Source organism: Pseudomonas sp. Au-Pse12 (genome assembly GCF_021341665.1).
GTDB lineage: Bacteria > Pseudomonadota > Gammaproteobacteria > Pseudomonadales > Pseudomonadaceae > Aquipseudomonas.
Map to the genome: position 1 here is coordinate 85,370 of NZ_JAJTTH010000001.1, position 24,990 is coordinate 110,359.

Consider the following 24,990-nt stretch of genomic DNA (forward strand, 5'->3'; position numbering starts at 1 on the left):
ACCCGTGGCGAGGGCGCTCGCTCCCTCGCCACAAGCGCAGTGCTTGTCCTTGGCAGATCGGCATTGCCGGCCTTTTCTTAGCCGGGCTGTTCGGCCCACTGGCGCAACACCTGCTTGGTAACCTTGCCGGCCGCGTTCAGCGGCATGGCCTCCACCACCTGGAGCCGTCGCGGCACCTTGTAGTTGGCCATCTGTTCCCGGCACCAGCCAAGCAGCGCGTCCGGCTCCAGGGCCTGCCCGGGCGCCGGCAGAAGAAAGGCCATGGCCACTTCGCCGAGGCGCGCGTCCGGCACCCCGATCACCGCCGCCTGGGCCACCCCGGGAAACTGCAGCAGGCACTGCTCGATTTCCGCCGGGTAGACGTTGAACCCCCCGGTGATGAACATGTCCTTGAGCCGATCAGTGATGCGCAGGTAGCCCTGCTCGTCGAGGACGCCGATATCGCCGGTGCGCAGCCAGCCGTCGGTGTCCAGCACTGCCTGGCTGGCGTGCGGGTCGTTGAGGTAGCCCTGCATCAGGTTGTAGCCGCGGATCTGGATTTCTCCAGGCACATTGGGCGGTTGCGGGCGGCCGTCGGCGGCGACGATCCGCACCTCCACGCCGGGCATCGCCCGGCCGCTGGTCTGGGCCACTCGTTGCGGATCGTCGCCGGGGCGGCAAAGGGTGGCGAAACCGCAGACCTCGGTGAGGCCATAGGCGGTGACGATGGTGGCGAAGCCCAGCTCGTCGCGCAGGCGCCAGATCATTTCCACCGGGATCACCGCGGCGCCGGTCACCGCGACCCGCAGCGAGGACAGGTCGTAGGCCGCGCGCCGGGGGTGGGCCAGCAGCGACTGATAGAGGGTCGGTGGGCCGGGCAGCACGCTGATGCGCTGGCGCTGCACGCATTCGAGTACCGCATCGACGTCGAACACCTGCTGGGGAATGATGGTCGCGCCGCGCATCAGCGCCGCCAGCCAGCCGGCCTTGTAGCCGAAGGAATGAAAGAACGGATTGACGATCAGGTAACGGTCGCCTTCGACCAGGCCCACCACCTCGCTCCAGTCACGCACGCCCCGCAGGTTCTGTCCGTGGCAGGTCATCACGCCCTTGGGTTGGCCGGTGGTGCCGGAAGTGAACAGCACATCCGATAGGGTCTGCGGGCCAAGCTGTTGCTGGCGCCGCCGCAGGGCGCTGGCGGGTACCCGGCTGGCCAGGGCCATGAACCCGGGCCAGTCCAGGGCCGCCGAGGAGGGCGAGCGCAGGCGGATGACCTGGCGCAGCTCGGGGAGGTTCTCAGCAGCGAGCATCTGCGGGTAGTCGACCCCGAGGAACTCGCCGATGCTGAACAGCACGCAGGCGCCGCTCTGGCGCAGGATGTAGCCGGCCTCGTGGCCTTTCATCCGGGTGTTGAGCGGCACCAGGGCGGCGCCGACGCTGTGCAGGGCGCCGGCGGCGACAATCCATTCCCAGGTATTGGGCGCCCAGATCGCCACTCGGTCCCCGGTCTTGACTCCCAGGGCCAGTAGCGCCCGGGCGGCTTGCCGGCGCAGGCGATCGAGCTGCCGGTAACTGAGGCTGCCGGCGTCCTCGATGGCCGGGCGGTCGCCGTAGGCCAGGGCTGCCCGGGCGAACAGATGAGCGATGGTGGGAGCGTTGAGCACGGACGGCATGGTGCCTCCTCAGGCAGAGGATCGTTGAACGGAGGGGGAGGCGGCCAAGCGGCAAGGCCCGGCCGCCGATGATTCAGGCGGGTGGTGGGGCGAAGCGCCGGCCGGCGGAGAAACCACCGTCCACGGCGATCATCTGGCCACTGACGAAAGAGGCTTCGTCGGAGGCCAGGAACAAGGCCACGGCCGCCACTTCTTCGGGTTGCCCGGAGCGGTTGAGCATGTGCTGGGAGGCGAAGTAGGCGTGGAACTCGGCCTGCTCGCGGACGATGCTGGTCATCGGTGTGTCGATCAGCCCCGGGCACAGGCCGTTGACGCGGATATTGGCGTAGCCGTAGTCCACCGCCATGGAGCGGGTCAGCTGGTTGATCCCGCCCTTGGACACGTTGTAGGCGACGTTGCCGTCGCAGCCTTGCAGGCCGAAGATCGAGCCGATGTTGATGATCGAGCCGCCGCGTTGTGCCTCCATGGCCCCCAGCAGGTATTTGCTGGTGAGCATGCTGCCGGTCAGGTTGATGTCCAGTACCCGCTGCCAGTTGGCGGTGCTGGTGCGGGTCACGCTGCCCTGGTCGGCGACCCCGGCGGCATTGACCAGCACATCGACCCGCTGAAAGTGGCCGATGATTTCTTCCATCACCTGCTCGACCTGGGCTTCGTCGCGTACATCCAGGGTCATGAAGCGTCCGGGAAAGTCCGTCGGCGGGCTGCCGATGTCCAGTCCCACCACCTGCGCGCCTTCCGCGGCGAAGCGCCGGACACAGGCCAGACCGATACCGGAAGCCGCGCCCGTGACCACCGCGACCTTGTTTTGCAACCGAGCCATGCATACACCTCTTTTCTTGTTGTGGGGCAATCGTGGCGGTCGAGTCTAATCACTGTCGCGTCCGTCGGGATCGTCCGTTGGGACTAATGGCGCGCGCCGCCCTCAATCCGGAAAACGCACCCGCACCAGCGGCGCGTCGGCGTGGCTCTGGCAGGCCAGGGTCCAGCCATCGGCCAGTTCCTGGGCGCTGAGCACGGCGTTGCTGGCCAGCCGCGTGCGGCCCTGTTCGACCCGGCACATGCAGGCACCGCAGATGCCTTCCTCACAGGAGGCCGGCACTTCCAGCCCTGCGGCGCGGCAGCTTTGCAGCAGGGTTTCGCCGGGGCGCCAGGCGAGGGTGTGGGACTGGCCGTCGAGTTCGACGGTCAGGCTCTGGCAGGGCTGCGCGGGGGCTGGGGGGCTGCTGTTCTGTACGGGGGGGCGCGGGTCGGGCGGTGACGCAAAGCGCTCGACATGGATCGCCTGGCGCGGTTCGCCGAGGGCCAGCAAGGTGCTTTCCACGGTGTCCATGAACGGCGCCGGGCCGCAGATGAAATACTCGCCACCGCGGCGCAGGCGCAGCAGTTGGCGCACCTGGGTCGGGGTCACGAACCCCTGTACCGAGTCCAGCAGGTGCAGCACCTCCAGGCGCTGCTCGTGGGTACGGGCCAGTTGTTGCAGTGGCTCCTTGAAAATCACCGAGGCTTCGTCGCGGTTGGCGTAGACCAGGGTCACCGGCCGGTGCCCGGCGTGCAGTACCGACTGCAGAATGGAAAACACCGGGGTGATCCCCGAGCCGCCGGCAAACAGCACCAGCGGGCGCTGCTCGTCGGCATCGGCGGCCAGGCAGAAGTGCCCGGCCGGGGGCAGCACCTCCAGCCAGTCGCCAACCTGCACCTGCTGGTTCATCCAGTTCGACACCCGGCCCCCGGCGACCCGCTTGACGGTGATCTTCGGTTGCGGGTCGCACAGCGGCGAGCTGGCCATGGAATAGCAACGGGTCAGCAACTGGCCGGCGCAGGGCACGCGAACGCTGAGGAACTGCCCCGGTTTGTAGCGAAAGCGCTCCCGTAATTCCCTGGGAACGTCGAGCACTAGAGAGCGGGCGTCGGCGGTTTCCTCGATCACCGCGGCCACCTGCAGGCGAAAGCTGCCGGTGGCCGAGGCGGCGCCGGCTGGCGCGCTGGGGTCGCAGATGGACGTGCCGGTATTCACCTTGGTTCAGACCCCGCTGATCAATTGCCCGTTGTCGACGCGAAGCTCCGCGCCATTGATGAAGCGCGATTCGTCGCTGGCCAGGAACAGCACCACGTTGGCCACGTCCCGAGGCGCGCACAGGCGGTTCATCGGGTCCTGGTCGAGGCTTTCCTGAGGCTGCGCCTGGCCGCCGCTCAGGGCCTGGGTCATCGGCGTGTTGATGCCGTCCGGATGCACGCTATTGCAGCGGATGCGATAGCCCTGCCGCTTGCAGTGCAAGGCCACGGAGCGGGTCATCGCGGTGACCGCGCCCTTGGCGGCGGAGTAGGCGCAGAACAACGGCATGCCGCCCAGCGCGGCGACCGAGGACATGTTGATGATCGAGCCACCACCGCTGTCCTTCATCGCCGCGATGGCGTACTTGCAGCCCAGGAAATAGCCGTCGCTGTTCACCGTCAGCACCTGGCGCCACAGCTCCAGGGAGGTGTCCTCGATACTGCCCAGCGCCAGGATCGCCGCGTTGTTGACCAGTACATCGAGGCGGCCGAAGTGCCTGACGGTGGTTTCCACCACCCGTTGCCAGTCGTTTTCACGGGTGATGTCGTGGGGCAGGAACAGGGCGTTTTCGCCGATCTGCGCCGCTACTTGGCGGCCGGCTTCCTGGTTCAGGTCGGTCAGCACGACCCGGGCGCCCTGGCTGGCCAGCAGCAGGGCGTCCTCGCGGCCGACGCCGCTGGCGGCACCGGTGACAATGCAGACTTTGCCTTCTACGCGTTGCATGGTGATTCTCCTGGTGGTGCGGATCGAGCCGTTGCCTGGCCGGCCAGATGACGGGCCGCCCGGCGGCGGGCAATAGCGGCTGGCGCTCAGTCAGCGACCTTGGCGCAGCGGCTCAAGGGCCTGCGTGATTCAACGGCTGTGCTCCGGTTCAACCGGCGCAGGCCTGGGCCGGGGCCGGCAGGGCCGTGGTGGTGTAGCGGCCGTCGAGGTAGACCAGCGGGGTAATGCGCGGGCTGGTGTGAATGCGCACGATGCGGCCGATGAACACGGTGTGGGTGCCGTAGCTGAAGTGCCCGTCCTGACGGCAGAGGATGGCCGACTGGGCGTCCCCCAGGTAGGGAATGCCGTCTTCGCTGGTCAGCCAGTTGCCGCTGCTGAAGCGCGCCTCGCCCTTGATCGCGCCGCTGCACAGATGGGCCAGCGCCTGTTGCTCCAGGCCGAGGATGTTCACGCAGAACCCGGCGCCGGTGGCCAGGGCAGCATGCGAGGAAGCGCTCTGGTTGATGCAGATCAGCAGCGACGGTGGCTCGGTGCTCAGCGAGTCCACGGCGGTGGCGGCCATGGCAAAGCGTTCGGCGCCATTGCTGGTGCTGATGATCGTGACCGACTTGGCCAGGCGGCGCATGGCCTGGAGCATGTCTGCTTGCAGATTGACGTCTTTCATCGCACAGCCCTCTTACTTAAGTGGTGCATGGAGTGCGATGAATTCTGGCCATGGCGCCTCTGGGCAACATCGTCCAAGCAGACTAGCCACGGCGCGGGGCAGGTCCGGCGCTCCTCGCATATGGTCCGTTTGAGGGATGCCCAGGTGGCGGACGGTTGTTTGAATGCGCCCATGCAGGCGGTTGCCCGCCGTAGCACGCGCGCCCCGGCGGACGGGGTTCCCAAGGAGAACGACCTGATGCTCAACCACGATCTGCTTCGCCAGCGTCTCTACCAACAGGCCGAGGCGTTGGTGCCGGTGCTGCGTGAACGGGCAGCCGAGGCCGAGCGGCTTGGCCGCTTGCCGGACCAGACGTTGCACGACTTCCAGCAGGCCGGGTTCTTTCGCATCCTGCAACCGGCGCGCTGGGGCGGCTACGAGCTGGAGCCCAATGATTTCTTCCGGGTGCAGATGACCCTGGCCGAAGGCTGCATGTCCTCGGCCTGGGTGCTCGGGGTGGTGGCGATCCACAACTGGCAGCTGGCGCTGTTCGATGATCGCGCGGCCCGGGACGTGTGGGGCGAGGACAGCAGCGTGCTGATTTCCTCTTCCTATATGCCGGTCGGGCGGGTGGAGCGTACCGAGGGCGGTTTCACCCTCAGTGGTCGCTGGGGGTTCTCCTCGGGCTGCAAGCACTGCGACTGGGTGTTCCTCGGCGCCCTGGTGCCGGCCCTGGAGCCCGGCGGCGCGCCGGACTACCGGACCTTCCTGCTGCCGCGCGCGGATTACCAGATCCTCGACAACTGGCAGGTCATGGGCCTTGCGGCCACCGGCTCCCACGACATCCTGGTGGAGAACGCCTTTGTTCCCGAGTACCGCACCCACCGCGCCCTCGACGGCTTCATGCAGGACAGCCCGGGCAACGCGGTCAATCAGGCGCCGCTGTTTCGCTTGCCGTTCGGGCAGATCTTCGTGCGCGCGGTGTCGTCCTCGGCGATCGGTGCCCTGCAGGGCGCGGTGGATCAGTTCATTGCCCATAACCGCGCCCGGGTCGGGGTCAATGACGGGCGCAAGATGGTCCAGGACCCGGCGGCCCAGAGCGCCCTGGCCAACGCCATGGTGTGTGTCGACGAATGCCGCACGGTGCTGCTGAACAACTTCGAGCTGATGCTGCAACGGGCCCGCGAGGGCACGCCGCTGGGCATGCCCGAGCGGGTGAAGATGCGTTACGACTCGTCGCTGGTGGCGCAAAAGTGCGCCACGGCGGTGACCGACCTGATGTTCAACAGCGGCGCCTCGACGATCTTTCGCGGGCACCTGATCAACCGGGCCTTTCGCGACATTCACACCGGCCGCGCCCACGTCGCCAACCATCCGGCGAAATACGCCTGGAACCTGGGCGGCGTCGCCATGGGCCAGGACAGCAGCGACTTCTTTCTCTGAGTGGCAAACGACGACAGCCCTAGTCCGTTTGCGGGATTCCCCAGGCCCGGCTTTGCCCGAGCATGCAGGCCAAGGCGCGAAGGGTGCGCCGAGCCTGCCTTTTACGACCACAAGGATCGAGCATGAAATTTTCGCTGATTTATGAAGCCCAGACCCTGGATGCCAGTCGCGCCGGCGACCGGCAGATTTTTGCTGACACCGTCGAACAGGCGGTGCTTGCCGATCAGTTGGGGTTCGACACCTTCTGGTGTGTCGAGCACACGGCGCTGACGAACTATTCGCACATGTCGGCCCCGGAAACCGTGCTGGCCTTCGTCGCCGGCAAGACCGAGCGCATTGGCATCGGCCACGGCGTGGTCTGCCTGCCGCCGGCGATGAACCACCCGGTCAAGGTCGCCGAGCGCATCGCTACCCTCGACTTGCTGTCCAAGGGCCGGGTGCATTTTGGCGTGGGCAAGGGCGGCACCCAGCAAGAGGCCGGGACCTTCGGCTACGACCTGGCGACCCTGCAACCGCAGATCGACGAGGCCATGTACCTGATTCCGAAAATCTTCGTCCAGGACGAAATCGAGCACCACGGCGATTTTGTGCAGATCCCCAAGCGGCCGATCCACCCCAAGCCGTACCAGGACCCGCACCCACCGATGTACCTGGCCTGCACCAACACCGAGTCGCTGAAGAACGCCGGTGGCCGTGGCATGGGCGCCCTGGTGCTGGGCTTTGGCGGCCCCGAGGAAATCGCCAAGAAGGTCGAGGTCTATCACCAGGCCTGGGACCACCGCGACCCGCGCCAGCAAGTGGGCTTCCGGCCCAACCGGCACATCGCCGCGCTGTGCCCGGCGATTGTCCTCGATGACAACCTGGAGGCGCGGCGTATCGGCATTCGCGGCCAGCGCTATTTCATGGAATCGCTGGGCTACTGGTACGGCGGCGGCGAGCGTCCGGACCCGGCCAAGTGGCAGGACGATACCTACGTCGATGGCAGTGGCCAGAGCGTGATCAAGTCGCGCTTTGCCTCGGAGGAAGTCACCGTCGACTTTGCCGATCCGGCCATGTCGATGATGAACCCCAACCACGCCTACGGTTCCGTGGAGGACTGCATCGGCTATGTGCAGCGCCTGGTGGACGCTGGCGCCGACGAGATCCTGTTCATCTGCCAGATGGGCACCGTGCCGCAATGGGCGCAGTTGGAGACCCTGCGCAACATTGGCCAGAAGGTTATTCCGCATTTTCGCAAGGCTTGATTTTTAGCGCTGCCTGCCTCGGTCAAAGCCGCTTTCCCGAAAGGGCAAAGCGGCTTTTTTACTTGTTGCGCCGGGGCCTTTCCGGCCGCCGCTGGCACACCGATGCGCTAGTCCCATTGGACGATGCCGGGGCCACCGCGAGGCGATTTAATCCTGTTGCACAAGGCCTCCTTGCAAGGAGGGCGGGTTGAGCTGAACGAGGAGTGCTGGCATGGATATTCGCGGGTTGGGCTACGTGACCTTGCGGTCGCGGGACCTGGGGCAGTGGCGCCATTACGCCAGCCAGGTGCTGGGGATGATGGTGGTGCCGGACGCTGACGAGCAGCGGCTGTACCTGAAGATGGACGAGCGGCCCTACCGGATTCTGGTCGAGCACAGCACCGAGGACGGTTTCGGTGCCTGCGGTTGGGAAGTGCCCGGCCAGGACGCCTTCGAACAGGCCCTGGCGCAGTTGCAACGGCACGGGGTCACGGCGCGCCTTGGCAGCGCGGCGCAAGCCGAGGAACGCCAGGTCCAGGCGCTGGCGCACTTTCTCGACCCCGACGGCAACCGCCACGAGGTGTTCTGGGGGCCGCGCCAGGATTTCGCCCGGTTCGTCTCGCCGGTGGGCCTCAAGGGCTTTGTCACCGGCGACCTGGGCATGGGCCATGTGGTGCTGCCGGCGCCGAGCTTCGAGCGCTGTCGCGAGTTCTATGAGCACGTCATGGGCTTTGGCCTGTCCGACCTGATGCAGGTGCGCTTTGGCAGCGACCCGGCCGAGCCGCAGAAGGCCCTGCACTTCCTTCACTGCAACAACGCCCGCCACCATTCCCTGGCGATCTTCGAGTGCCCCATGCCCCATGGCTGCGTGCACCTGATGGTCGAGGTCCAGGGCCTGGACGAAGTCGGCCGCGCCCTGGACCGGGCTCACGCCCACGGCGTGAAGCTTTCCGCGACCCTGGGCCAGCACACCAACGACCAGATGATTTCCTTCTACATCAAGACGCCCTCGGGCTTCGACCTGGAATACGGCTGCGATGGCCTGGTGGTGGACTGGCAGCAACACACGCCCTTTGAAAGCACGGTGGTCAGCCACTGGGGCCATGACTTCAGCATTGGCCGGGAGCACGCGCAATGAGCCTGGACAAGCGCATGAGCACCGCGCAGATGGTCGCGCAACTGCGCGACGGCATGACCCTGGGGATCGGCGGCTGGGGGCCGCGGCGCAAGCCCATGGCGCTGATCCGCGAGATCCTGCGCTCGGACCTCAAGGACCTGACGGTGGTCGCCTATGGCGGCGCCGACGTCGGCATGCTGTGCGCCGCCGGGAAGATCCGCAAGCTGGTGTTCGCCTTCGTCTCCCTGGATTTCATTCCCCTGGAACCGTACTTCCGCCAGGCCCGCCAGGAAGGCGCATTGCAGGTCATGGAGATCGACGAAGGCATGTTGCTGCTGGGATTGCGGGCGGCGGCGATGCGCGTGCCGTTCCTGCCCACGGCGGCGGGGCTGGGCACCGATGTGCTGCGCCACAACCCCGAGATCAAACTGATCGCCTCGCCCTACGCCGACGCCCGCGACTGGGTGGCGATGCCGGCGCTGAAGCTCGATGCGGCGCTGATCCATGTCGACCGCGCCGACAGCCGCGGGCTGTGCCAGATCAGCGGCCCGGACCACTACATGGATGACCTGCTGGTGCGCGCGGCGGCCCGTACCTACGTGACCTGTGACCAACTGCTGGACCGCGACACCTTGCACAGTGATCCGCAGCAGGCCCGCCAGGTGTTCTGGGAACCCAACCTGACCAGCGCCGTGGCCCATGTGCCCGGTGGCGCGCACCCATCGTCGTGCGCGCCGCTGTACGGCTTCGATGTCGCCCACTTCAAGACTTACAACGCTTCGGCCCAGGAGGCCGGTGGCTGGCAGGCGTACCGCCGCGAGTACGTCGACTGCAGCCATCAGGACTACCTGGACAAGGTCGGCGGCCTGAGCGCCATCCAGCAACTGCCGTTGCCGATTTTCTAAGGAAACCTTGCCATGCACAGCAGCCCCTACAGCCTCGCCGAACTGATGATCTGCGCGGCCTCCGAAGGCTTCGCCGGGGACGGTGAAGTGCTCGCCACCGGGATCGGGGTGATCCCACGGCTGGCCGCGTCCCTGGCCATGCTCAGTTGCAACCGCCAGTTGCTGATGACCGATTCCGAAGCCTGGCTGGTGGCCGAGCCGGTGCCCCTGGGACCGCGTGACGGCTACCAGCCCAAGCGCGATGCCTGGATGGGCTTTGCGCGGATCTTCGACAACCTCTGGGGCGGCCGGCGCCATGCCATGGTCGGCCCGTCGCAGATCGACCGCTTTGGCCAGGGCAATATTTCCTGCATTGGCGATTACGCCCGGCCCAAGGTGCAGATGCTCGGGGTGCGCGGTTTTCCCGGCAACTCCATCAGCCATGCGAACTCGTTTTGCGTGCCCAGCCACAACCGTCGGGTGTTCGTCGAAGGCGAGGTGGATGTGGTGGCTTCGGTCGGCTACAACCCGGCGCGCCTGGCCCGGGGCTGGTCCCTGGACGACATCGACCTGCGGCTGATCGTCAGCGACCTCTGCGTCCTCGACTTCCAGGGCCCGCAGCGGCAGATGCGCGTGCGTTCGCTGCACCCTGGGGTGAGCCTGGCGCAGGTGCAGGACAACACCGGCTTTGCCCTGCATGTGCCGCAGCAGTGCCCGACCACGGCGGCGCCGACCCCTGAGCAGTTGCAGCTGATCCGGCGCCTGGACCCGCACAACCTGCGGGCCCTGCAACTCAAAGACAACCCGCCGGGCCTGCGCCGCGTCGGCTGAGCGAACCCCGTTTCGGAGAGCCAAGCAATGCTTGAACACAACAGCAACAAGCCAGACGCGGTGGTGCTGTACGAGGTGCGCGCAGGCGTGGCTGTGGTCACCCTGAACCGCCCGGAGTACCACAACGCGCAGAATTCGCGCATGACCTATGCCCTGGACGCGGCCTTTCGCCGGGCCTGTGACGACGACGAGGTCAAGGTCATTGTGCTGCGCGGCGCCGGCAAGCATTTTTCCAGCGGCCACGACATCGGCACGCCGGGGCGCGACGTCGATCAGAGTTTCGAGCGGGCCAGCCTGTGGTACGACCATGTCGGCAAGCCCGGCGGCGAGTTTCTCTATGCCCGGGAGCAGGAGGTCTACCTGGGCATGTGCCGGCGCTGGCGCGAGATGCCCAAGCCGACCATCGCCATGGTCCAGGGCGCGTGCATTGCCGGTGGGCTGATGCTGGCCTGGGTCTGTGACCTGATCATCGCCAGCGACGATGCCTACTTCGCCGATCCGGTGGTGCGCATGGGCATTCCCGGGGTCGAGTATTTCGCCCACGTGCATGAGCTCAACGCGCGCATCGCCAAGGAGTTCCTGTTCCTGGGTGAGCGCATGCCGGCGGCCCGGGCGCTGCAGATGGGCATGCTCAACCGGGTGGTGCCGCGCGCCGAACTGGAGCGCGAAACCCTGGACATCGCCGGGCGCATCGCACAGATGCCGCGCCTGGGCCTGCAATTGAGCAAACAGGCGGTGAACAACGCCGAGGACCTGATGGGCAAGCGTTCGAGCATGGACATGGCGTTCGGCCTGCATCACTTTGCCCATGCCCACAACGAGCTGCTCTGTGGCGACCGGCTGGGGGGCTACGACGCCCGGGCCATGGCCCGTTCCCAGCGCGGCGAGGGGGCCTGACCATGGCGCTTGCCCTCGACACGCCGCTGACCGAACTGCTCGGTTGCCGCTACCCGATCATCCAGACCGCCATGGGCTGGGTCGCCGACCCCAGGCTGGTGGCGGCCACCGGCAATGCCGGCGGTTTCGGCTTTCTCGCCGGGGCCACCATCGAACCGCCGCAGATGGAGGCGGCGATCCTCGAAACCCGGCGCCTGACGGCGCAGCCGTTCGGGGTCAACTTCCACCTGTACCAGGCCAATGCGCCGCAGATTGTCGAGCTGGTGCTCAAGCACCGGGTGCGGGCGGTGAGCTACAGCCGCTCGCCGGGGCAGCAGATGATTGCCCGGCTCAAGGACGCCGGGGTGGTCTGCATACCCACGGTGGGTGCGCTCAAGCACGCGCAGAAGGCCGTGGCCATGGGCGCCGACGCGGTAGTGGTGCAGGGCGCCGAGGGCGGCGGGCACACCGGCTCGGTGCCGACTTCGCAGTTGCTGAGCCAGGTGCTGGCCGCGGTGTCGGTGCCGGTGGTGGCGGCCGGTGGCTTCAAGGACGGCGCCGGTCTGCTGGCCGCCCTGGCCCAGGGCGCGGCGGGCATTGCGATGGGCACGCGCTTTCTGATGAGCGCCGACAGCCCGGTGCCCGCGGCGACCCTGGCGCGCTACCTGGCGGTCAGCGACCCGGCGCAGATCATCGTCAGCCGGGCCATCGACGGCATGCCGCAACGGATGATCCGCAACGAACTGCTCCAGCGCCTGGAAGCCGGTGGTGCCTGGCGCCGCTTGTGGCTGGCGTTGGGCAGTGGCCTGGCCTACCGCCGTCACAACGGCCTGAGCCTGGGCCAACTGCTGCTGGGGGCCTGGAACCAGCGGCGGGGCGGCGGCCTGACCCTGGCCCAGAGCCTGATGGCGGCCAATGCGCCGATGGTCATCCAGAAAGCCATGGTCGAAGGCCTTCCGGCCGAGGGCGTGCTGCCCGCCGGGCAGGTGGCCGCCAGCATCGACAGCCTGCCCGGCTGCGCCGAATTGATCGAGCAGATCGTCCACGACGCGCAAACGCGCCTGGGTGAACTGTGCCGTCGTCTCTCGTGAAGGAGCCCCGCATGCAAGCATTCAGTGTGAGTATCGACAACGGCATCGCCGAGCTGGTCTTCGACCGGCCCCCGGTGAATGCCTTCAACTGCCAGGGCTGGGCCGACATCGCCCGGGAAATCCAGCGTTTGGGCCAGGCCCCCGACGTCCGGGTAATTCTGATCCGGGCCGAAGGCCGGGGCTTCTGTGCCGGCGTCGACATCAAGGAACTGGCCGCCGACAGCGATCTGATCGTGGCGGTGAACAAGGGTAACTACGAGACCTTCAAGGCCATTCACCGCAACCCCAAGCCGGTGATTGTCGCGGTCCATGGCTTTGTCCTGGGCGGTGGCATCGGCATCTGCGGAGCCGCCGACCTGGTGCTGGCCGCCGATTGCGCGCGTTTCGGCGTGCCAGAGGTGGACCGCGGGGCCATGGGCGGCGGCGCGCACCTGCAACGGCTGTTTCCGCTGCAGAAGGTCCGCCACATGTATTTCACCGGGCAGATGATCGACGCCGCCGAGGCCTGGCGCCTGGGGGCGGTGGAGCGGGTGGTCAAGCGCGAGGCCTTGCGCGATGCGGCCCTGGAGGTGGCCCGGGCCATCGCCGCCAAGAGCCCGCGCATGATCGCCCTGGCCAAGGAGGCCTTGAACGCCATCGAGGACGGCAACCTCGAAGACAAATACCGCCGTGAGCAGGGCTTGACCCTCGAAGCCTATCGCTCGCTGGACTCCCAGGAAGCCCGTGACTCGTTCGTCGAGAAACGCGCTGCTCACTTCAACGGCTGAAGGCACTGGCATGAACCTCAACTACACACCGGCGCAGCAGGCGCTGCGGGCCGAGGCCCGGGCCTGGCTGGCGGCCAACGTGCCCGACGCGCCGCTGGCCTCCTTTGATACCGAGCAGGGTTTTGCCCAGCACCGGGCCTGGGAAGCCAGGCTCAACCAGGGACGCTGGGGCATGGTCACCTGGCCCCGGGAAATGGGCGGTCGCGGCTGCGACCTGATCGAGTGGCTGATCTTCGAAGAGGAGTACTACCGCGCGGGCGCCCCGGCGCGGGTCAACCAGAACGGCATCTTCCTCCTCGGTCCGACCCTGATGGAGTTCGGCAGCGAGCAGCAGAAAAAGCGCTTCCTGCCGGCCATGGCCACTGGTGAGCAGATCTGGGCCCAGGCCTGGTCGGAGCCCGGCGCCGGTTCGGACATGGCGGCGATCCGTTCGCGGGCCGAGCGGGTTGGCGATCACTACGTGCTCAATGGCCAGAAAACCTGGTCGACCCGGGCGGTCTGGGCTGACTGGGCGTTCGGGATTTTTCGCAGCGACCCCGAATCCCGGCGCCACCACGGCTTGACGTTCATCCTGGTGCCCCTGGACAGTCCGGGGGTGACGGTGCGGCCGATCCGTCAGCTCAACGGCCTGCCGGGCTTTGCGGAAATCTTCTTCGATGACGTCAAGGTGCCGCTGGAGAATGTCCTGGGTGGCGAGGGCCGTGGCTGGCACGTGGCGATGTCCACCGCCGGTTTCGAGCGCGGGCTGCTGCTGCGTTCACCGGCGCGCTACCAGGAAAGCGCGCGCCGACTGGTGCAGCTGTACCAGGCCAACCGCGCCACCGCCGGCCTCGACCCGAGCATCGGCGAGGCGGTGATGCGCGCCTGGCTCGACGCCGAGGCCTACACCCTGAACACCTACATGACCGCTTCGCTGCTGGTCCAGGGCGGCAAGATCGGCCCGGAGTCATCCACCAACAAGATCTTCTGGTCCGAACTCGATCAGCACCTGCACGAGACCGCGATGAGCATTCTCGGGCTGCGCGGCGAGTTGCTGCCCGGTGCTTCGGCGGCCGGCGACGTCGGTCAGTGGCTGGAGGGTTTCCTGTTTGCCCAGGCCGGCTCGATCTACGCCGGGACCAACGAGATTCAGCGCAACATCATCGCCGAACGCATGCTCGGCATGCCCCGGGCCTGAGGAGCAGACCATGGATTTCAGCTTTACCTCCGATCAACTGCTGTTCCAGGACAACCTGCGGGCCTTCCTGATCAATGAGGTGCCTCCCGAGCGCTTGCGCGAACTGTGGCAGAGCCCCAGCGGGCGGTGCGAGCGGCTCTGGGGGCAGTTGTCCGAACTGGGCCTGAACCTGCTGACGGTGCCCGAGCCGTACGGCGGCATGGGCCTGTCGCTGGTCGATGTGGTGCTGCTGGCCCAGGAATGCGGTTATGCCGCCCTGACCGAGCCCTGGGTGGACACGGCGCTGATCGGCGTGCCCTTGCTGGCGGCGCTCGATGACGCCCGGACGCCGCTCAAGCAACACTGGCTGACGCGGGTCGCCGAGGGCCGCACGCGCTTGGCGGTGGCGCAGCCGGGGCATCCGTTGGTCAGTGATGCGCATGTCGCCGATCTGTTGCTGCTGGCCCATGGCGATGAGGTGCATGCCGTGGAACCGGCGGCGGTGCGCCTGGTTCGCAACGAGTCGATGGACCCCAGCCGCCAGCTGTTCCAGGTTCACTGGACGCCCAGCGCGGCCACCTGCGTGGCCGATGCGACTCAAGGCCGACAGCTCTGGGCCGCGGCCTTCAATCGCGGTGCCCTGGGCACCGCGGCGCAGCTGCTCGGCCTGGCCCGGCGCATGGTCGACCTGGCGGTGGACTACACCTTCGAGCGCAAGCAGTTCGGTCAGCCGGTGGGCTCGTTCCAGGCGGTCAAGCACCTGATGGCCAATGTCGCGGTGCAGGTCGAGTTCGCCAAGGGCCCGCTGTTTCGCGCGGCCTGGGCCCTGGATCAGGGAAGCCCGGGCCTCGACGTTCAGGTCTCGCACGCCAAGCTGGCCTGCGCCGAGGCGGCCATGCTGGCGGCGAAGCACGCGATCCAGGCCCATGGCGCCATGGGGTACACCTGGGAGGTGGATCTGCAACTGTTCATGAAGCGTGCCTGGGCCCTGGACAAGGCCTGGGGCGACCCTTGCCGGCACAAGGCCCGGGTGCGCCAGGCGCTGTTCGACCCGCAGGCGCCGCTCGGCGCCGGCCAGACCTTTGCCCAAGGAGGCCCAGATGCCTGAAGCCTATATCGTTGACGCCCTGCGCAGCCCCACCGGGCGGCGCCAGGGCGGCCTGAGCCGGATCCACGCCGCCGACCTGGGGGCCCATGTGCTGCGCGGCCTGGTGGCGCGCAACGGCATCCCCGAAGCGGACTACGACGACGTGATCTTCGGGTGCGTCGACACCATCGGCCCGTTGGCCGGGGACATCGCCCGCACCAGTTGGCTGGCCGCCGGGTTGGCCGAGGAAGTGCCCGGCACCACCATCGACCGCCAGTGCGGCTCATCGCAGCAGGCGGTGCATTTCGCCGCCCAGGCGGTGATGAGCGGCACCCAGGACGTGGTGATCGCCGGTGGCGTGCAGACCATGAGCCAGATCCCCATCGCCTCGGCCATGAGCGCCGCTGAACCCCTGGGTTTCAGTGACCCGTTCAGCGGCTCCGAGGGCTGGGTCCGGCGTTACGGCCCATTGCCGCCGACGCAGTTTCGCGCGGCGCAGAGGATTGCCGAGAAGTGGGGCTTGTCGCGAGAGGCGTTGGAGGAGTACGCCCTGGAGTCCCATCGCCGGGCGCTGCAGGCGCAGGAGCAGGGGCGCTTCAACCGGGAAATCCTGCCCCTGGCCGGGGTCGCGCAGGACGAGACGCCGCGCCACACCAGCCTGGCGAAAATGGCCGAGCTGGAGTTGCTGTTCGGCTGTGACCGGGTCACGGCGGCGGTGTCCAGCCAGACCTGCGACGCCGCCAGTGCGCTGCTGATCGTCTCGGAAACCGCGCTCAAGCGCTATGGCCTGACCCCGCGCGCGCGCATCCACCACATGAGCGTGCGCGCCGCCGATCCGATCTGGATGCTCACCGCGCCGATCCCCGCTACCGCTCATGCCTTGCGCCGCGCCGGCATGCGCCTGGACGACATCGACCGGGTGGAAATCAACGAAGCCTTCGCGTCGGTGGCCATGGCCTGGCTCAGGGAGACCGGCTACCCCCAGGCCCGGACCAACGTCAACGGCGGTGCCATCGCCCTCGGCCACCCCCTGGGCGCCACCGGCACCCGCTTGATGTGCAGCCTGTTGCACGAGCTGGAGCGCAGCGGTGGGCGTTTCGGCCTGCAGACCATGTGCGAAGGCGGTGGCCAGGCCAACGTGACCATTATCGAGCGCCTGTAGAGGCGCCGCTCAAGGAGGCGTAACGATGAAGAGCTGTGAAAAGCGTGTCGTGATCATCACGGGGGCCGGTGGTGGCCTGGGTCGCTGCTATGCCCTGGCCTTTGCCGAGGCGGGCGCCAGGGTGCTGGTCAACGACATCAATCCCGAGGCGGCCGCGGCGGTGGTGGCGCAGATCGTGGGCCAGGGCGGCCGCGCCGTGGCCAACAGCGACGACATCACCGACTACGAGGCGGCCGGACGAATTGTCCGGCAAGCCCTGGCGTGCTTCGGCGACCTGCATGTGCTGGTGAACAACGCCGGAATTTGCCGCGACCGCATGTTCAGCAGCCTCAGCGAGGCCGATTGGGACCAGGTGGTCGCGGTGCACCTCAAGGGCCATTTCTGCATCGCCAGCCATGCCGCGCGCTACTGGCGGGACCGGGCCAAGGCCGGCATCGCGGTCAGCGGGCGGATCATCAACACCAGCTCCGGGGCCGGTTTGCAGGGTTCCATCGGCCAGTCCAACTATGCGGCGGCCAAAGGCGGCATCGCGTCCTTGACCCTGGTCCAGGCGGCGGAGTTGCAGCGCTACGGGGTGACCGTCAACGCCTTGGCTCCGGCGGCGCGCACCGGCATGACCGAGCAGGTATTCGCCGAGGTGATGAAAAAGCCCGAGACCGGCTTCGACCACTTCGCCCCGGAGAATGTCGCCCCGCTGGTGGTCTGGCTCGGCTCCGAGGCGTCGGCGGCGGTCACCGGGCAGGTGTTCGAGGTCGAAGGTGGCAAGCTGTCGCTGGCCGAGGGCTGGCGCACCGGCCCCTCCCTGGACCGGCAGGCGCGTTGGCCGGTGGCGCAGATCGGTGAGGCGGTGGCGCAGTTGCTGGCGCGGCGGGCGCCGGCGCAGAAGGTCTATGGCCATTGAGCCGGTGGGGGGTCATTTGGCAAGGGCCTGGGGGGCTGCATGGCCCTGGGTTGCCAGCTCGGCCGAGGAAAAACCATTGCGCTGAAAGAAACGCTCCAGCTCCCGGGGCTGGGGCTCGACGCCGGTGAAGATCTGCAGGTACTCGGGGATGTAGCGCATGCGCTGCGCCAGCGGTTCCTGGGTGTTCATGCTGATGTAGCCGATCTGGGTCAGGTAGATCGAGCGCGCGCGGGTCACGGCGGCGTCGTGGGCGAAACCGAAACGGTCGAACATCTGTGCCAGGGCCTGTACCCGCTGGGCATCGGCCTGGCGGATTTCCTGCGCCACCTCGGGCGATTGCAGGGCCCAACTGCGCATCGCGAACTCGAATTGTGAATCGAACAATTCGCTGTTCAGCCAGCAGTCGAAGACGTTGAGAATCGCCTCGGTGATGGATTCGGCATAGGCCTCGGACTGTGACACCAGGCTCAAGGTGTTCTTGTTCTTCCACAGGTTCACCAGGGCTTCGAGCAGGGCTTCGCGGTCCTGGAAATACCAGTAGAAACTGGTGCGCGACAGGTTGAGTTTCTTCGCCAGCGGCATCACCCGCACGGCATCCACCCCCGATTCCTTGAGGCTCTCGTAGGCTGCATTGAGCCAGCTCTCCAGAGAGCCGCGGCCGGCGGCTTCGGCACTGTTGCTGGTTGCTTTCATGGGGCGTTCTTTCCTTGTCCGGTTGACCTTGACGGCGGTGAATATACACCACTGTCCATGTTATTGACACTTGTGTACATTGAGGTCTATCGTCTGCCTTGCCTGATGACCCGTATGCGAGACCGATATGAATAACGATCCGCTTCTTCAGCCTTATCGCCTCAAGCACCTGACACTTCGCAACCGCATTATCACCACCTCCCACGAGCCGGCGTACCCCGAAGACGGCATGCCGAAGCAATTGTATCGGGCCTATCACGTCGAGCGCGCCAAGGCCGGCGTGGCCATGACCATGACCGCAGGCTCGGCGGCGATCTCCCGCGACAGCCCGCCGGTGTTCAACAATATCCTGGCGTACAAGGACGAAGTGGTCGGCTGGATGAAAGACCTCACCGACGAATGCCACGAGCATGGCGCGGCGGTGATGATCCAGCTCACTCACCTGGGGCGGCGCACCCGCTGGGACAAGGGCGACTGGCTGCCGGTGGTGTCGCCTTCGCACAACCAGGAACCGGCGCACCGGGCCTTTCCCAAGAAGCTGGAGATCTGGGACATCGAACGCATCATCGGCGACTACGCCGACGCCGCCGAACGCATGCAGGCCGCCGGCCTGGATGGCATCGAGCTGCAAGCCTACGGCCACCTGATGGACCAGTTCTGGTCGCCGCTGACCAACGAGCTGGAGGGCGCCTACGGTGGTTCGCTGCACAACCGCCTGCGTTTCACCTTCGAGGTGCTGAGTGCGATCCGCCAGCGGGTGGGCCCGGACTTCATCGTCGGCATTCGCTACACCGGCGACGAGGTACTGGCCGGCGGCCTGGAGAAGGAGGAGGGGCTGCAGATCTCGCAGCTGCTGAAAGACAGCGGCATGGTCGACTTTCTCAATGTGATTCGCGGCAATATCGCCACCGATGCCGGGCTGACCGACATCATTCCGATCCAGGGCATGCGCAACGCGCCGCACCTGGACTTCGCCGGGGAGATCCGCGCCCTGACCGGCTTCCCGACGTTCCATGCGGCGAAGATTCCCGACGTCGCCACCGCCCGCCACGCGATTGCCTCGGGCCTGGTGGACATGGTGGGCATGACCCGCGCGCACATGACCGACCCGCATATCGTGCGCAAGATCATCGAAGGCCGTGAAGATGAGATCCGCCCCTGTGTCGGCGCCAACTATTGCCTGGACCGGATCTACAACGCCGGCGCCGCCTACTGCATTCACAACGCCGCCACCGGCCGCGAAACCAGCATGCCGCATGAGGTGCCCAAGGCCGCGCAGCCGCGCAAGGTCCTGATCATCGGCGCCGGGCCCGGCGGCCTGGAGGCGGCGCGGGTGGCCGGCGAGCGCGGGCATGAGGTGCTGGTGCTGGAGGTGGCCGACCAGCCCGGCGGGCAGGTGCGCCTGACCGCGCAGTCCGAGCGGCGCAAGGAGATGATCAGCATCATCGATTGGCGCATGGCGCAGTGCGAGCGCCTGGGCGTCAAGTTTCGCTTCAACACCTGGGCCGATGCGGCGATGGTGCTCGATGAACAGCCCGACGTGGTGATTGTCGCCACCGGCGGCTTGCCGCACACCGACGTCCTTGCGCAGGGCAACCAGTGGTTGGTGTCGAGCTGGGACATCATTTCCGGCGACGTCAAGCCCGGGCGCAATGTGCTGGTGTACGACGATGCCGGTGATCACGCGGGCTTGCAGGCCGCCGAGGTGATTGCCCGCAGCGGGGCCCGGACCGAGATCATGACCCCCGACCGCTCCTTCGCGCCGGAGGTGATGGGCATGAACCTGGTGCCCTACATGCGTTCGCTGCAACGGCTGGACACCACCTTTACCGTCACCTACCGGCTCAAGGCCGTGGAACGCCAGGGCGACCAGTTGCTGGCGACCATCGGCACCGATTACAGCGACCTCGAGAAAACCCGGCAGGTGGACCAGATCGTGGTCAACCATGGCACCCGGCCGCTGGACGAGCTGTATTTCGAGCTCCAGCCCCAGGCCAGCAATGAAGGCGCCGTGGAGTACCGGGACCTGATTGCCGGCAACGTGCAGCGAGTGGTGACCAACCCCCAGGGGCGTTTCCAGTTGTTCCGAATCGGCGATGCGGTGGCATCGCGTAACACCCATGCGGCGATCTACGACGCCCTGCGCCTGGTCAAGGACCTCTAGCGACTTGTTGCTGTGCTCTGAACCATAAGAAAGACAGCCGTCATCCGTTTCCCACGTCTTTATGTCACTGCCCCGAATGTTGGCCCGATTGGTTTTGATTAACGTCAAACTCTTCCCCACGGAGGTTGTTGCATGCACACGGATACCGATTTCACCGAGCTGCTCAATGCCGTACCCCCACGCCCGCTGCGCTATCGCAGTGATGCCAGCGTCACCGGGCATGCCTTGGCCCCGGTCGACCACGGCCTGCTGGCGGCCTATGCCGCGATTGACCGGCCGGCGCTGCGCCAGTACCGCCTGGAACGCATCCGCCAGCAACTGCGCGAGCACGATTACGCCGGCGTGCTGCTGGCCGACCCGATCAATATTCGCTACGCCACCGATACCAATAACCTCGGCCTGTGGGTGATGCATTCCCCCAGCCGTTACGTATTCGTGGCCACCGATGGCCCGGTGGTGCTGTTCGAATTCACCAGCAGCCGGCACAACAGCGAGCACATCGAAACCATTGATGAAATCCGTCCGGCGATCCCCTGGCTGTACTTCCTCGCCGGCCCGCGGGTCGAGGAAAAAGCCCAGCGCTGGGCCCTCGAAGTGGCCGACCTGATGGCCCGACATGGCGCGGGCAATCGACGCCTGGCGGTGGACCGCTGCGACCCCTGGGGCGCGGAAAGACTCAAGGCCCAGGGCATCCAGCTGTTCGACGCCCAGCCGCTGATGGAGCAGGCGCGGCTGATCAAGTCGGTGCAGGAGATTGCCAGCCACCGGGTGTCGATGGATGTGTGCGACCTGGCGATTGCCCGCATGCGCGCCAGCCTGGTGCCGGGCATCACTGAAAACCAGCTGTGGAGCATCATGCACGGGACCAACGTGGCCCAGGGCGGGGAGTGGGCCGAGAGCCGCCTGCTGAACTCCGGCCCGCGCACCAATCCCTGGTTCCAGGACGCCTCGGACAAGGTCATCGAGGCCGGCGAGATGGTCTGTTTCGACACCGACATGGTCGGGCCGGGGGGCTATCTCTCGGACATCTCCCGCAGTTTCATCTGCCCCGGCAAGACGCCGACGGCGGCCCAGCGCGCGCTGCTGGACATCGCTTCGCAGCAAATCAGTTGCAACCTCGACCTGCTGCGCCCGGGGTTGTCGTTTCGCGAGTTTGCCGAGCGCTGCTGGCCGGTGCCCAGGCAGTTCGAGCACAACCGCTACATGATGATGCTGCACGGTGTCGGCCTGGTGGATGAGTACCCCAGCGTGGCCTACGCAGTGGACTTTGCCGAGTGGGGCTATGACGGCCATTTCGAGGAAAACATGGTGCTCTCGGTGGAGAGCTACATCGGCGAGCAAGGTGGCCATGAAGGCGTGAAGCTCGAAGAGCAGGTGCTGATCAGTGCGACGGGAGCGGTCAAGCTCTCGCGTACCCCGTTAGTCGACGACGATCGATAACAGCGGTTGTTGCCTGGTTCTTGCAGGCATGGCGTCTACCCTGTCCGGAGAAAAAAACATGAGCAGCATGACCGTGATCGACAGCGCCGCCCTGGCGTCGCGCCCGGCGCCCAGCGCCGAACCCTTTCTGCGCCTGGAAGCGATTCACAAGCAGTTCGGTCCTTACCCGGTGTTGCACGACGTGTGTTTCGAGATGGCCCAAGGCGAGGTGGTGGCGATTATCGGCCCCAGCGGCTCCGGCAAGAGCACCTTGCTGCGTTGCATCAACCAGCTGGAGCCGGCGACCCGCGGCCGGGTCAGCATGGACGGGGTGCATATCGAGGCCGGACGCCCGCTGCCCAGGAGCGAGTTGCTCAAGCTGCGCCGGCGCATTGGCATGGTGTTCCAGTCGTTCAACCTGTTTCCGCACCTCACGGTGCTGCGCAATGTCAGCCTGGCGCAGATTCGCACCCTGGGCCGCAGCGCCGAGGAAGCGGATGCCCGCTCTTTGCAGTTGCTCGACCGCGTGGGCCTGGCGGACAAGGCCAACGCCTACCCGGCACGCTGCTCCGGCGGCCAGCAGCAACGCATCGCCATCGCCCGGGCCCTGGCGCTGGAGCCGGAGCTGATGCTGTTCGACGAGCCGACCTCGGCCCTCGACCCCGAGCTGGGCCTGGAGGTGCTGGCGGTGATGAAGGAACTGGCGCGCGAAGGCATGTCGATGCTGGTGGTGACCCACGAGATGCACTTTGCCGAGACCGTTTCCGACCGCGTGGTGGTCATGGCCGAGGGGCGGATCATCGAGCAGGGGCCCAGTGCCCAGGTGATGCGCGAGCCGCAGCACGCGCGGGTGGCGCAGTTTCTCCAGGCCGTGAGGAATCGCTGATGGTGGATATTCTACTGGTCCTGTTGCGCGGCGTGCCCTGGACCCTGAGCGTGACCCTGGGCGCGTTCTGCATCGGCGTGGTGCTGGGCTTTCCCCTCTGCGCCCTGCGGCTGTCGAACCTGAAGCTGTGTCGCTGGCTGGCGGCGATGCTGGTGCTGACCCTGCGTTCGATCCCGCCGATTGTCTGGCTGTTTTTCATCTTCTTCGGCATGGGGGGCGGCTACATCGTCCTGTCGCCGTTCACCGCCGCAGTGCTGGGCCTGGGGCTGATCACCGCGGCGCATATGTCGGAGGTCTATCGCGGTGCCTTCGCGGCGATTCCCCAGGGGCAGTTCGAGGCGGCGCAGGTGCTCAATCTTTCGCCGGCCCAGCGGTTTTTCGATGTGCTGCTGCCGCAACTGGTGCGCATCGCCATTCCCACCTCGGCCACCTATGCCATCGGCCTGCTCAAGGACTCGGCCGTGGCTTCGACTATCGGTGTCGGTGACGTCAGCTTCCAGGCGTATCAGCTGTCCCAGCAAACCTTTCAAGGGCTGGGGGTGTACAGCGTGGCGGCGGTGGTCTACCTGATTCTCAGCGTGCCGGTGGCGCTGTTCTCGCGCTGGCTGGCGGCCACCTTGAAGCAGAGGGTGGCCCGATGAACGAGATCCTTTCGATGTGGCTTGCCTGGTTTCCCGAACTGTGGAAGGGCTTTGTGCTGTCGATGCAGGTCACCGCCGTCAGCCTGGCGCTGGGGGTGGTCCTGGGTTTGCTGCTGGCGCTGGGAGTGTCGGCGGCGAGCCGCATGCTGCGCTACCCCTCGTTGCTGATCGTCGAACTGGGGCGCGGCGCGCCGGCGCTGATCCTGCTGCAGTACGTCTATTTCGGCCTGCCCTCGGCCGGCCTGATCCTGAGCTCCTTCTGGGCCGCGGCCCTGGCCCTGGCCTACTGCACCGCGGCCTACACCAGCGAGATCATCCGCGGCGGTATCGAGGCCGTGGCCCAGGGGCAGAACGAGGCGGCCGAGGTGATTGGCCTGAATCGCCTTGATGCGCTGCGCTTCATCATCCTGCCCCAGGCGCTGCGGGTGGCCCTGCCGTCGTTGCTGGGGTTCTCGATCATGATGTTCCAGGCCTCGTCGCTGTGTTTCACCATCGCCTTGCCGGAGCTTGTCAGCCGCGCCTCGGCCATTGGTTCATCCACCTTCGAGTACCTGCCGGTGCTGACCCTGGCCGGCCTGATGTATGCCGCAGTTTGCGCGCCGGCGACCCTGGGCGTGGCGGCACTGGAGAAAAGACTGGCGCCCAGCCAGCACGCGTGACCCGCTCGGGCCGTCTTTCGGCGGCTGTTCTCTCAACGCAAGCCATGCACAGGTGAAGTCATGATCCGTTCATTCAAACGCATTACCCGTTGGGCATTCCTTTGTTCCTCCCTGGTGGGTGGCGCGACCCTGGTTGGCGCGCCCCTGGCCTTGGCGGACTGCAAGCCGGCCCACCAGTTCGAAACCCTGACCCCCGGGGTGCTGGCGGTCGCGGCCTGGGTCTTTCCCCCGTACTCGATTCCCGGGCCGGGCAACCAGTTGAGCGGGGTCGATGGTGAAATCATCAAGCGTATTGCCGCCAGGGAGTGCCTGGAGATCAAGCTGACCGTGGTGGACCCGGCGGCGGTGATCCAGTCGGTGATCGCGCGGCGGGCCGACGTCGGCATCGGCGACTGGTACCGCACCGCCGAGCGCAGCAAGGTCCTGGGCCTGTCCGCGCCGTTGTACCTGGACATGATGGGAATTATCTCCAGCGAAGGTTATTCGACAATCTCCGAGCTTGAAGGCAAGCGCATCGGCACGGTGCAGGGCTACCTGTGGGTCGACGACCTGAAAAAGACCTTTGGCGACAACCTGGTGCTGTACCCCAACCCGGTGGCCATGGCCCAGGACCTGGCCTCCAAGCGGATTGCACTGGGTGTCGACAGCTTCGCCGTCGGCGTGGCTTCACAGCAGAAGGGCGCGTACCAGGGCCAGCACATCAAGGTCTCGGCACCCGACCCACGGGTGAGGGCCACCTTGCAACCGGGGCAGTCCGGCTTCCCGCACACCAAGGCCAATACCGCGCTGGGCGTGGCGCTGAACGACAACATCCAGGCCTTGCACGCGTCGGGTGAAATGGCGGAGATACTCGGCGCGTTCGGCCTGGATAAACAAGCCGCCAACGTCGGTACGCCGCGCCTGGTGGAATAACCGATGG

At 66.7% G+C, this 24,990-nt stretch carries 24 protein-coding genes; 18 read left to right on the forward strand and 6 right to left on the reverse strand.

Going from position 1 to position 24,990, the window contains the following annotated elements:
* Nucleotides 1-77: 77 nt before the first annotated feature.
* The 5 genes from LXM55_RS00335 to LXM55_RS00355 form a co-directional block, all read right to left on the reverse strand.
* Nucleotides 78-1,652: a FadD3 family acyl-CoA ligase gene (locus LXM55_RS00335; RefSeq protein WP_233317529.1), complete on the reverse strand. Its 1,575-nt coding sequence runs from the start codon at nt 1,650-1,652 to the stop codon at nt 78-80.
* Nucleotides 1,653-1,725: 73 nt separating this feature from the next.
* Complete coding sequence (locus LXM55_RS00340) at nt 1,726-2,472, reverse strand: SDR family NAD(P)-dependent oxidoreductase (protein ID WP_233317531.1); 747 nt, start codon at nt 2,470-2,472, stop codon at nt 1,726-1,728.
* A gap of 102 nt (nt 2,473-2,574) precedes the next feature.
* Nucleotides 2,575-3,648 carry a 2Fe-2S iron-sulfur cluster-binding protein gene (locus LXM55_RS00345; protein WP_233318997.1) on the reverse strand — a complete coding sequence of 358 codons (1,074 nt, stop codon included), beginning with the start codon at nt 3,646-3,648 and terminating at the stop codon, nt 2,575-2,577.
* A gap of 24 nt (nt 3,649-3,672) precedes the next feature.
* Nucleotides 3,673-4,428: a glucose 1-dehydrogenase gene (locus tag LXM55_RS00350; RefSeq protein ID WP_233317533.1), complete on the reverse strand. Its 756-nt coding sequence runs from the start codon at nt 4,426-4,428 to the stop codon at nt 3,673-3,675.
* A gap of 148 nt (nt 4,429-4,576) precedes the next feature.
* Nucleotides 4,577-5,092 carry a flavin reductase family protein gene (locus LXM55_RS00355; RefSeq protein ID WP_233317534.1) on the reverse strand — a complete coding sequence of 172 codons (516 nt, stop codon included), beginning with the start codon at nt 5,090-5,092 and terminating at the stop codon, nt 4,577-4,579.
* A gap of 237 nt (nt 5,093-5,329) precedes the next feature.
* On the opposite strand from LXM55_RS00355, the gene LXM55_RS00360 reads away from it, so the two are divergent.
* The 12 genes from LXM55_RS00360 (at nt 5,330) to LXM55_RS00415 (ending at nt 17,609) form a co-directional block, all read left to right on the forward strand.
* A complete protein-coding gene (locus LXM55_RS00360; RefSeq protein ID WP_233317536.1) occupies nt 5,330-6,514 on the forward strand; it encodes a flavin-dependent monooxygenase in 1,185 nt (394 codons plus the stop codon).
* A 122-nt stretch (nt 6,515-6,636) separates the two neighbouring features.
* The gene (locus LXM55_RS00365; RefSeq protein ID WP_233317537.1) at nt 6,637-7,758 is read left to right on the forward strand and encodes an LLM class flavin-dependent oxidoreductase; all 1,122 of its coding nucleotides are present in this window, start codon (nt 6,637-6,639) and stop codon (nt 7,756-7,758) included.
* A gap of 211 nt (nt 7,759-7,969) precedes the next feature.
* On the forward strand, nt 7,970-8,875 hold the full coding sequence (locus LXM55_RS00370) for a VOC family protein (protein ID WP_233317539.1): 906 nt from the start codon (nt 7,970-7,972) through the stop codon (nt 8,873-8,875).
* Between the two features lie 2 nt (nt 8,876-8,877).
* Nucleotides 8,878-9,759 carry a CoA transferase subunit A gene (locus tag LXM55_RS00375; protein WP_233318999.1) on the forward strand — a complete coding sequence of 294 codons (882 nt, stop codon included), beginning with the start codon at nt 8,878-8,880 and terminating at the stop codon, nt 9,757-9,759.
* 12 nt (nt 9,760-9,771) lie between these two features.
* The gene (locus tag LXM55_RS00380) at nt 9,772-10,569 is read left to right on the forward strand and encodes a CoA-transferase subunit beta (protein ID WP_233317541.1); all 798 of its coding nucleotides are present in this window, start codon (nt 9,772-9,774) and stop codon (nt 10,567-10,569) included.
* Between the two features lie 27 nt (nt 10,570-10,596).
* Nucleotides 10,597-11,466 carry an enoyl-CoA hydratase gene (locus LXM55_RS00385; protein WP_233317544.1) on the forward strand — a complete coding sequence of 290 codons (870 nt, stop codon included), beginning with the start codon at nt 10,597-10,599 and terminating at the stop codon, nt 11,464-11,466.
* Nucleotides 11,467-11,468: 2 nt separating this feature from the next.
* Complete coding sequence (locus LXM55_RS00390; protein ID WP_233317546.1) at nt 11,469-12,536, forward strand: NAD(P)H-dependent flavin oxidoreductase; 1,068 nt, start codon at nt 11,469-11,471, stop codon at nt 12,534-12,536.
* A gap of 11 nt (nt 12,537-12,547) precedes the next feature.
* Nucleotides 12,548-13,303 carry an enoyl-CoA hydratase family protein gene (locus tag LXM55_RS00395; protein ID WP_233317548.1) on the forward strand — a complete coding sequence of 252 codons (756 nt, stop codon included), beginning with the start codon at nt 12,548-12,550 and terminating at the stop codon, nt 13,301-13,303.
* A 10-nt stretch (nt 13,304-13,313) separates the two neighbouring features.
* Nucleotides 13,314-14,480, forward strand: a complete 1,167-nt coding sequence (locus LXM55_RS00400; RefSeq protein WP_233317550.1) for an acyl-CoA dehydrogenase family protein — start codon at nt 13,314-13,316, stop codon at nt 14,478-14,480.
* A 10-nt stretch (nt 14,481-14,490) separates the two neighbouring features.
* A complete protein-coding gene (locus LXM55_RS00405; protein WP_233317552.1) occupies nt 14,491-15,567 on the forward strand; it encodes an acyl-CoA dehydrogenase family protein in 1,077 nt (358 codons plus the stop codon).
* Nucleotides 15,560-16,708, forward strand: coding sequence for an acetyl-CoA C-acetyltransferase (locus LXM55_RS00410; RefSeq protein WP_233317554.1), 1,149 nt, complete (start codon nt 15,560-15,562; stop codon nt 16,706-16,708). The genes LXM55_RS00405 and LXM55_RS00410 overlap by 8 nt, the downstream gene beginning before the upstream one ends.
* 25 nt (nt 16,709-16,733) lie before the next feature.
* Nucleotides 16,734-17,609 carry an SDR family oxidoreductase gene (locus LXM55_RS00415; protein ID WP_233317555.1) on the forward strand — a complete coding sequence of 292 codons (876 nt, stop codon included), beginning with the start codon at nt 16,734-16,736 and terminating at the stop codon, nt 17,607-17,609.
* A 12-nt stretch (nt 17,610-17,621) separates the two neighbouring features.
* Here the strand turns inward: LXM55_RS00415 and LXM55_RS00420 are convergent, their stop codons facing one another.
* Nucleotides 17,622-18,302, reverse strand: coding sequence for a TetR/AcrR family transcriptional regulator (locus tag LXM55_RS00420; RefSeq protein WP_233317556.1), 681 nt, complete (start codon nt 18,300-18,302; stop codon nt 17,622-17,624).
* A gap of 127 nt (nt 18,303-18,429) precedes the next feature.
* On the opposite strand from LXM55_RS00420, the gene LXM55_RS00425 reads away from it, so the two are divergent.
* The 6 genes from LXM55_RS00425 (at nt 18,430) to LXM55_RS00450 (ending at nt 24,983) form a co-directional block, all read left to right on the forward strand.
* Nucleotides 18,430-20,466: an NADH:flavin oxidoreductase gene (locus LXM55_RS00425; RefSeq protein WP_233317558.1), complete on the forward strand. Its 2,037-nt coding sequence runs from the start codon at nt 18,430-18,432 to the stop codon at nt 20,464-20,466.
* Nucleotides 20,467-20,598: 132 nt separating this feature from the next.
* Nucleotides 20,599-21,906 carry a M24 family metallopeptidase gene (locus LXM55_RS00430; RefSeq protein WP_233317560.1) on the forward strand — a complete coding sequence of 436 codons (1,308 nt, stop codon included), beginning with the start codon at nt 20,599-20,601 and terminating at the stop codon, nt 21,904-21,906.
* Nucleotides 21,907-21,964: 58 nt separating this feature from the next.
* Nucleotides 21,965-22,771, forward strand: a complete 807-nt coding sequence (locus LXM55_RS00435) for an amino acid ABC transporter ATP-binding protein (RefSeq protein WP_325169824.1) — start codon at nt 21,965-21,967, stop codon at nt 22,769-22,771.
* Nucleotides 22,771-23,412: an amino acid ABC transporter permease gene (locus LXM55_RS00440; RefSeq protein WP_233317562.1), complete on the forward strand. Its 642-nt coding sequence runs from the start codon at nt 22,771-22,773 to the stop codon at nt 23,410-23,412. Before LXM55_RS00435 ends, LXM55_RS00440 begins: the two co-directional genes overlap by 1 nt.
* The gene (locus LXM55_RS00445; protein ID WP_233317563.1) at nt 23,409-24,071 is read left to right on the forward strand and encodes an amino acid ABC transporter permease; all 663 of its coding nucleotides are present in this window, start codon (nt 23,409-23,411) and stop codon (nt 24,069-24,071) included. The genes LXM55_RS00440 and LXM55_RS00445 overlap by 4 nt, the downstream gene beginning before the upstream one ends.
* Nucleotides 24,072-24,131: 60 nt before the next feature.
* Complete coding sequence (locus tag LXM55_RS00450; protein WP_233317565.1) at nt 24,132-24,983, forward strand: ABC transporter substrate-binding protein; 852 nt, start codon at nt 24,132-24,134, stop codon at nt 24,981-24,983.
* Nucleotides 24,984-24,990 lie beyond the last annotated feature (7 nt).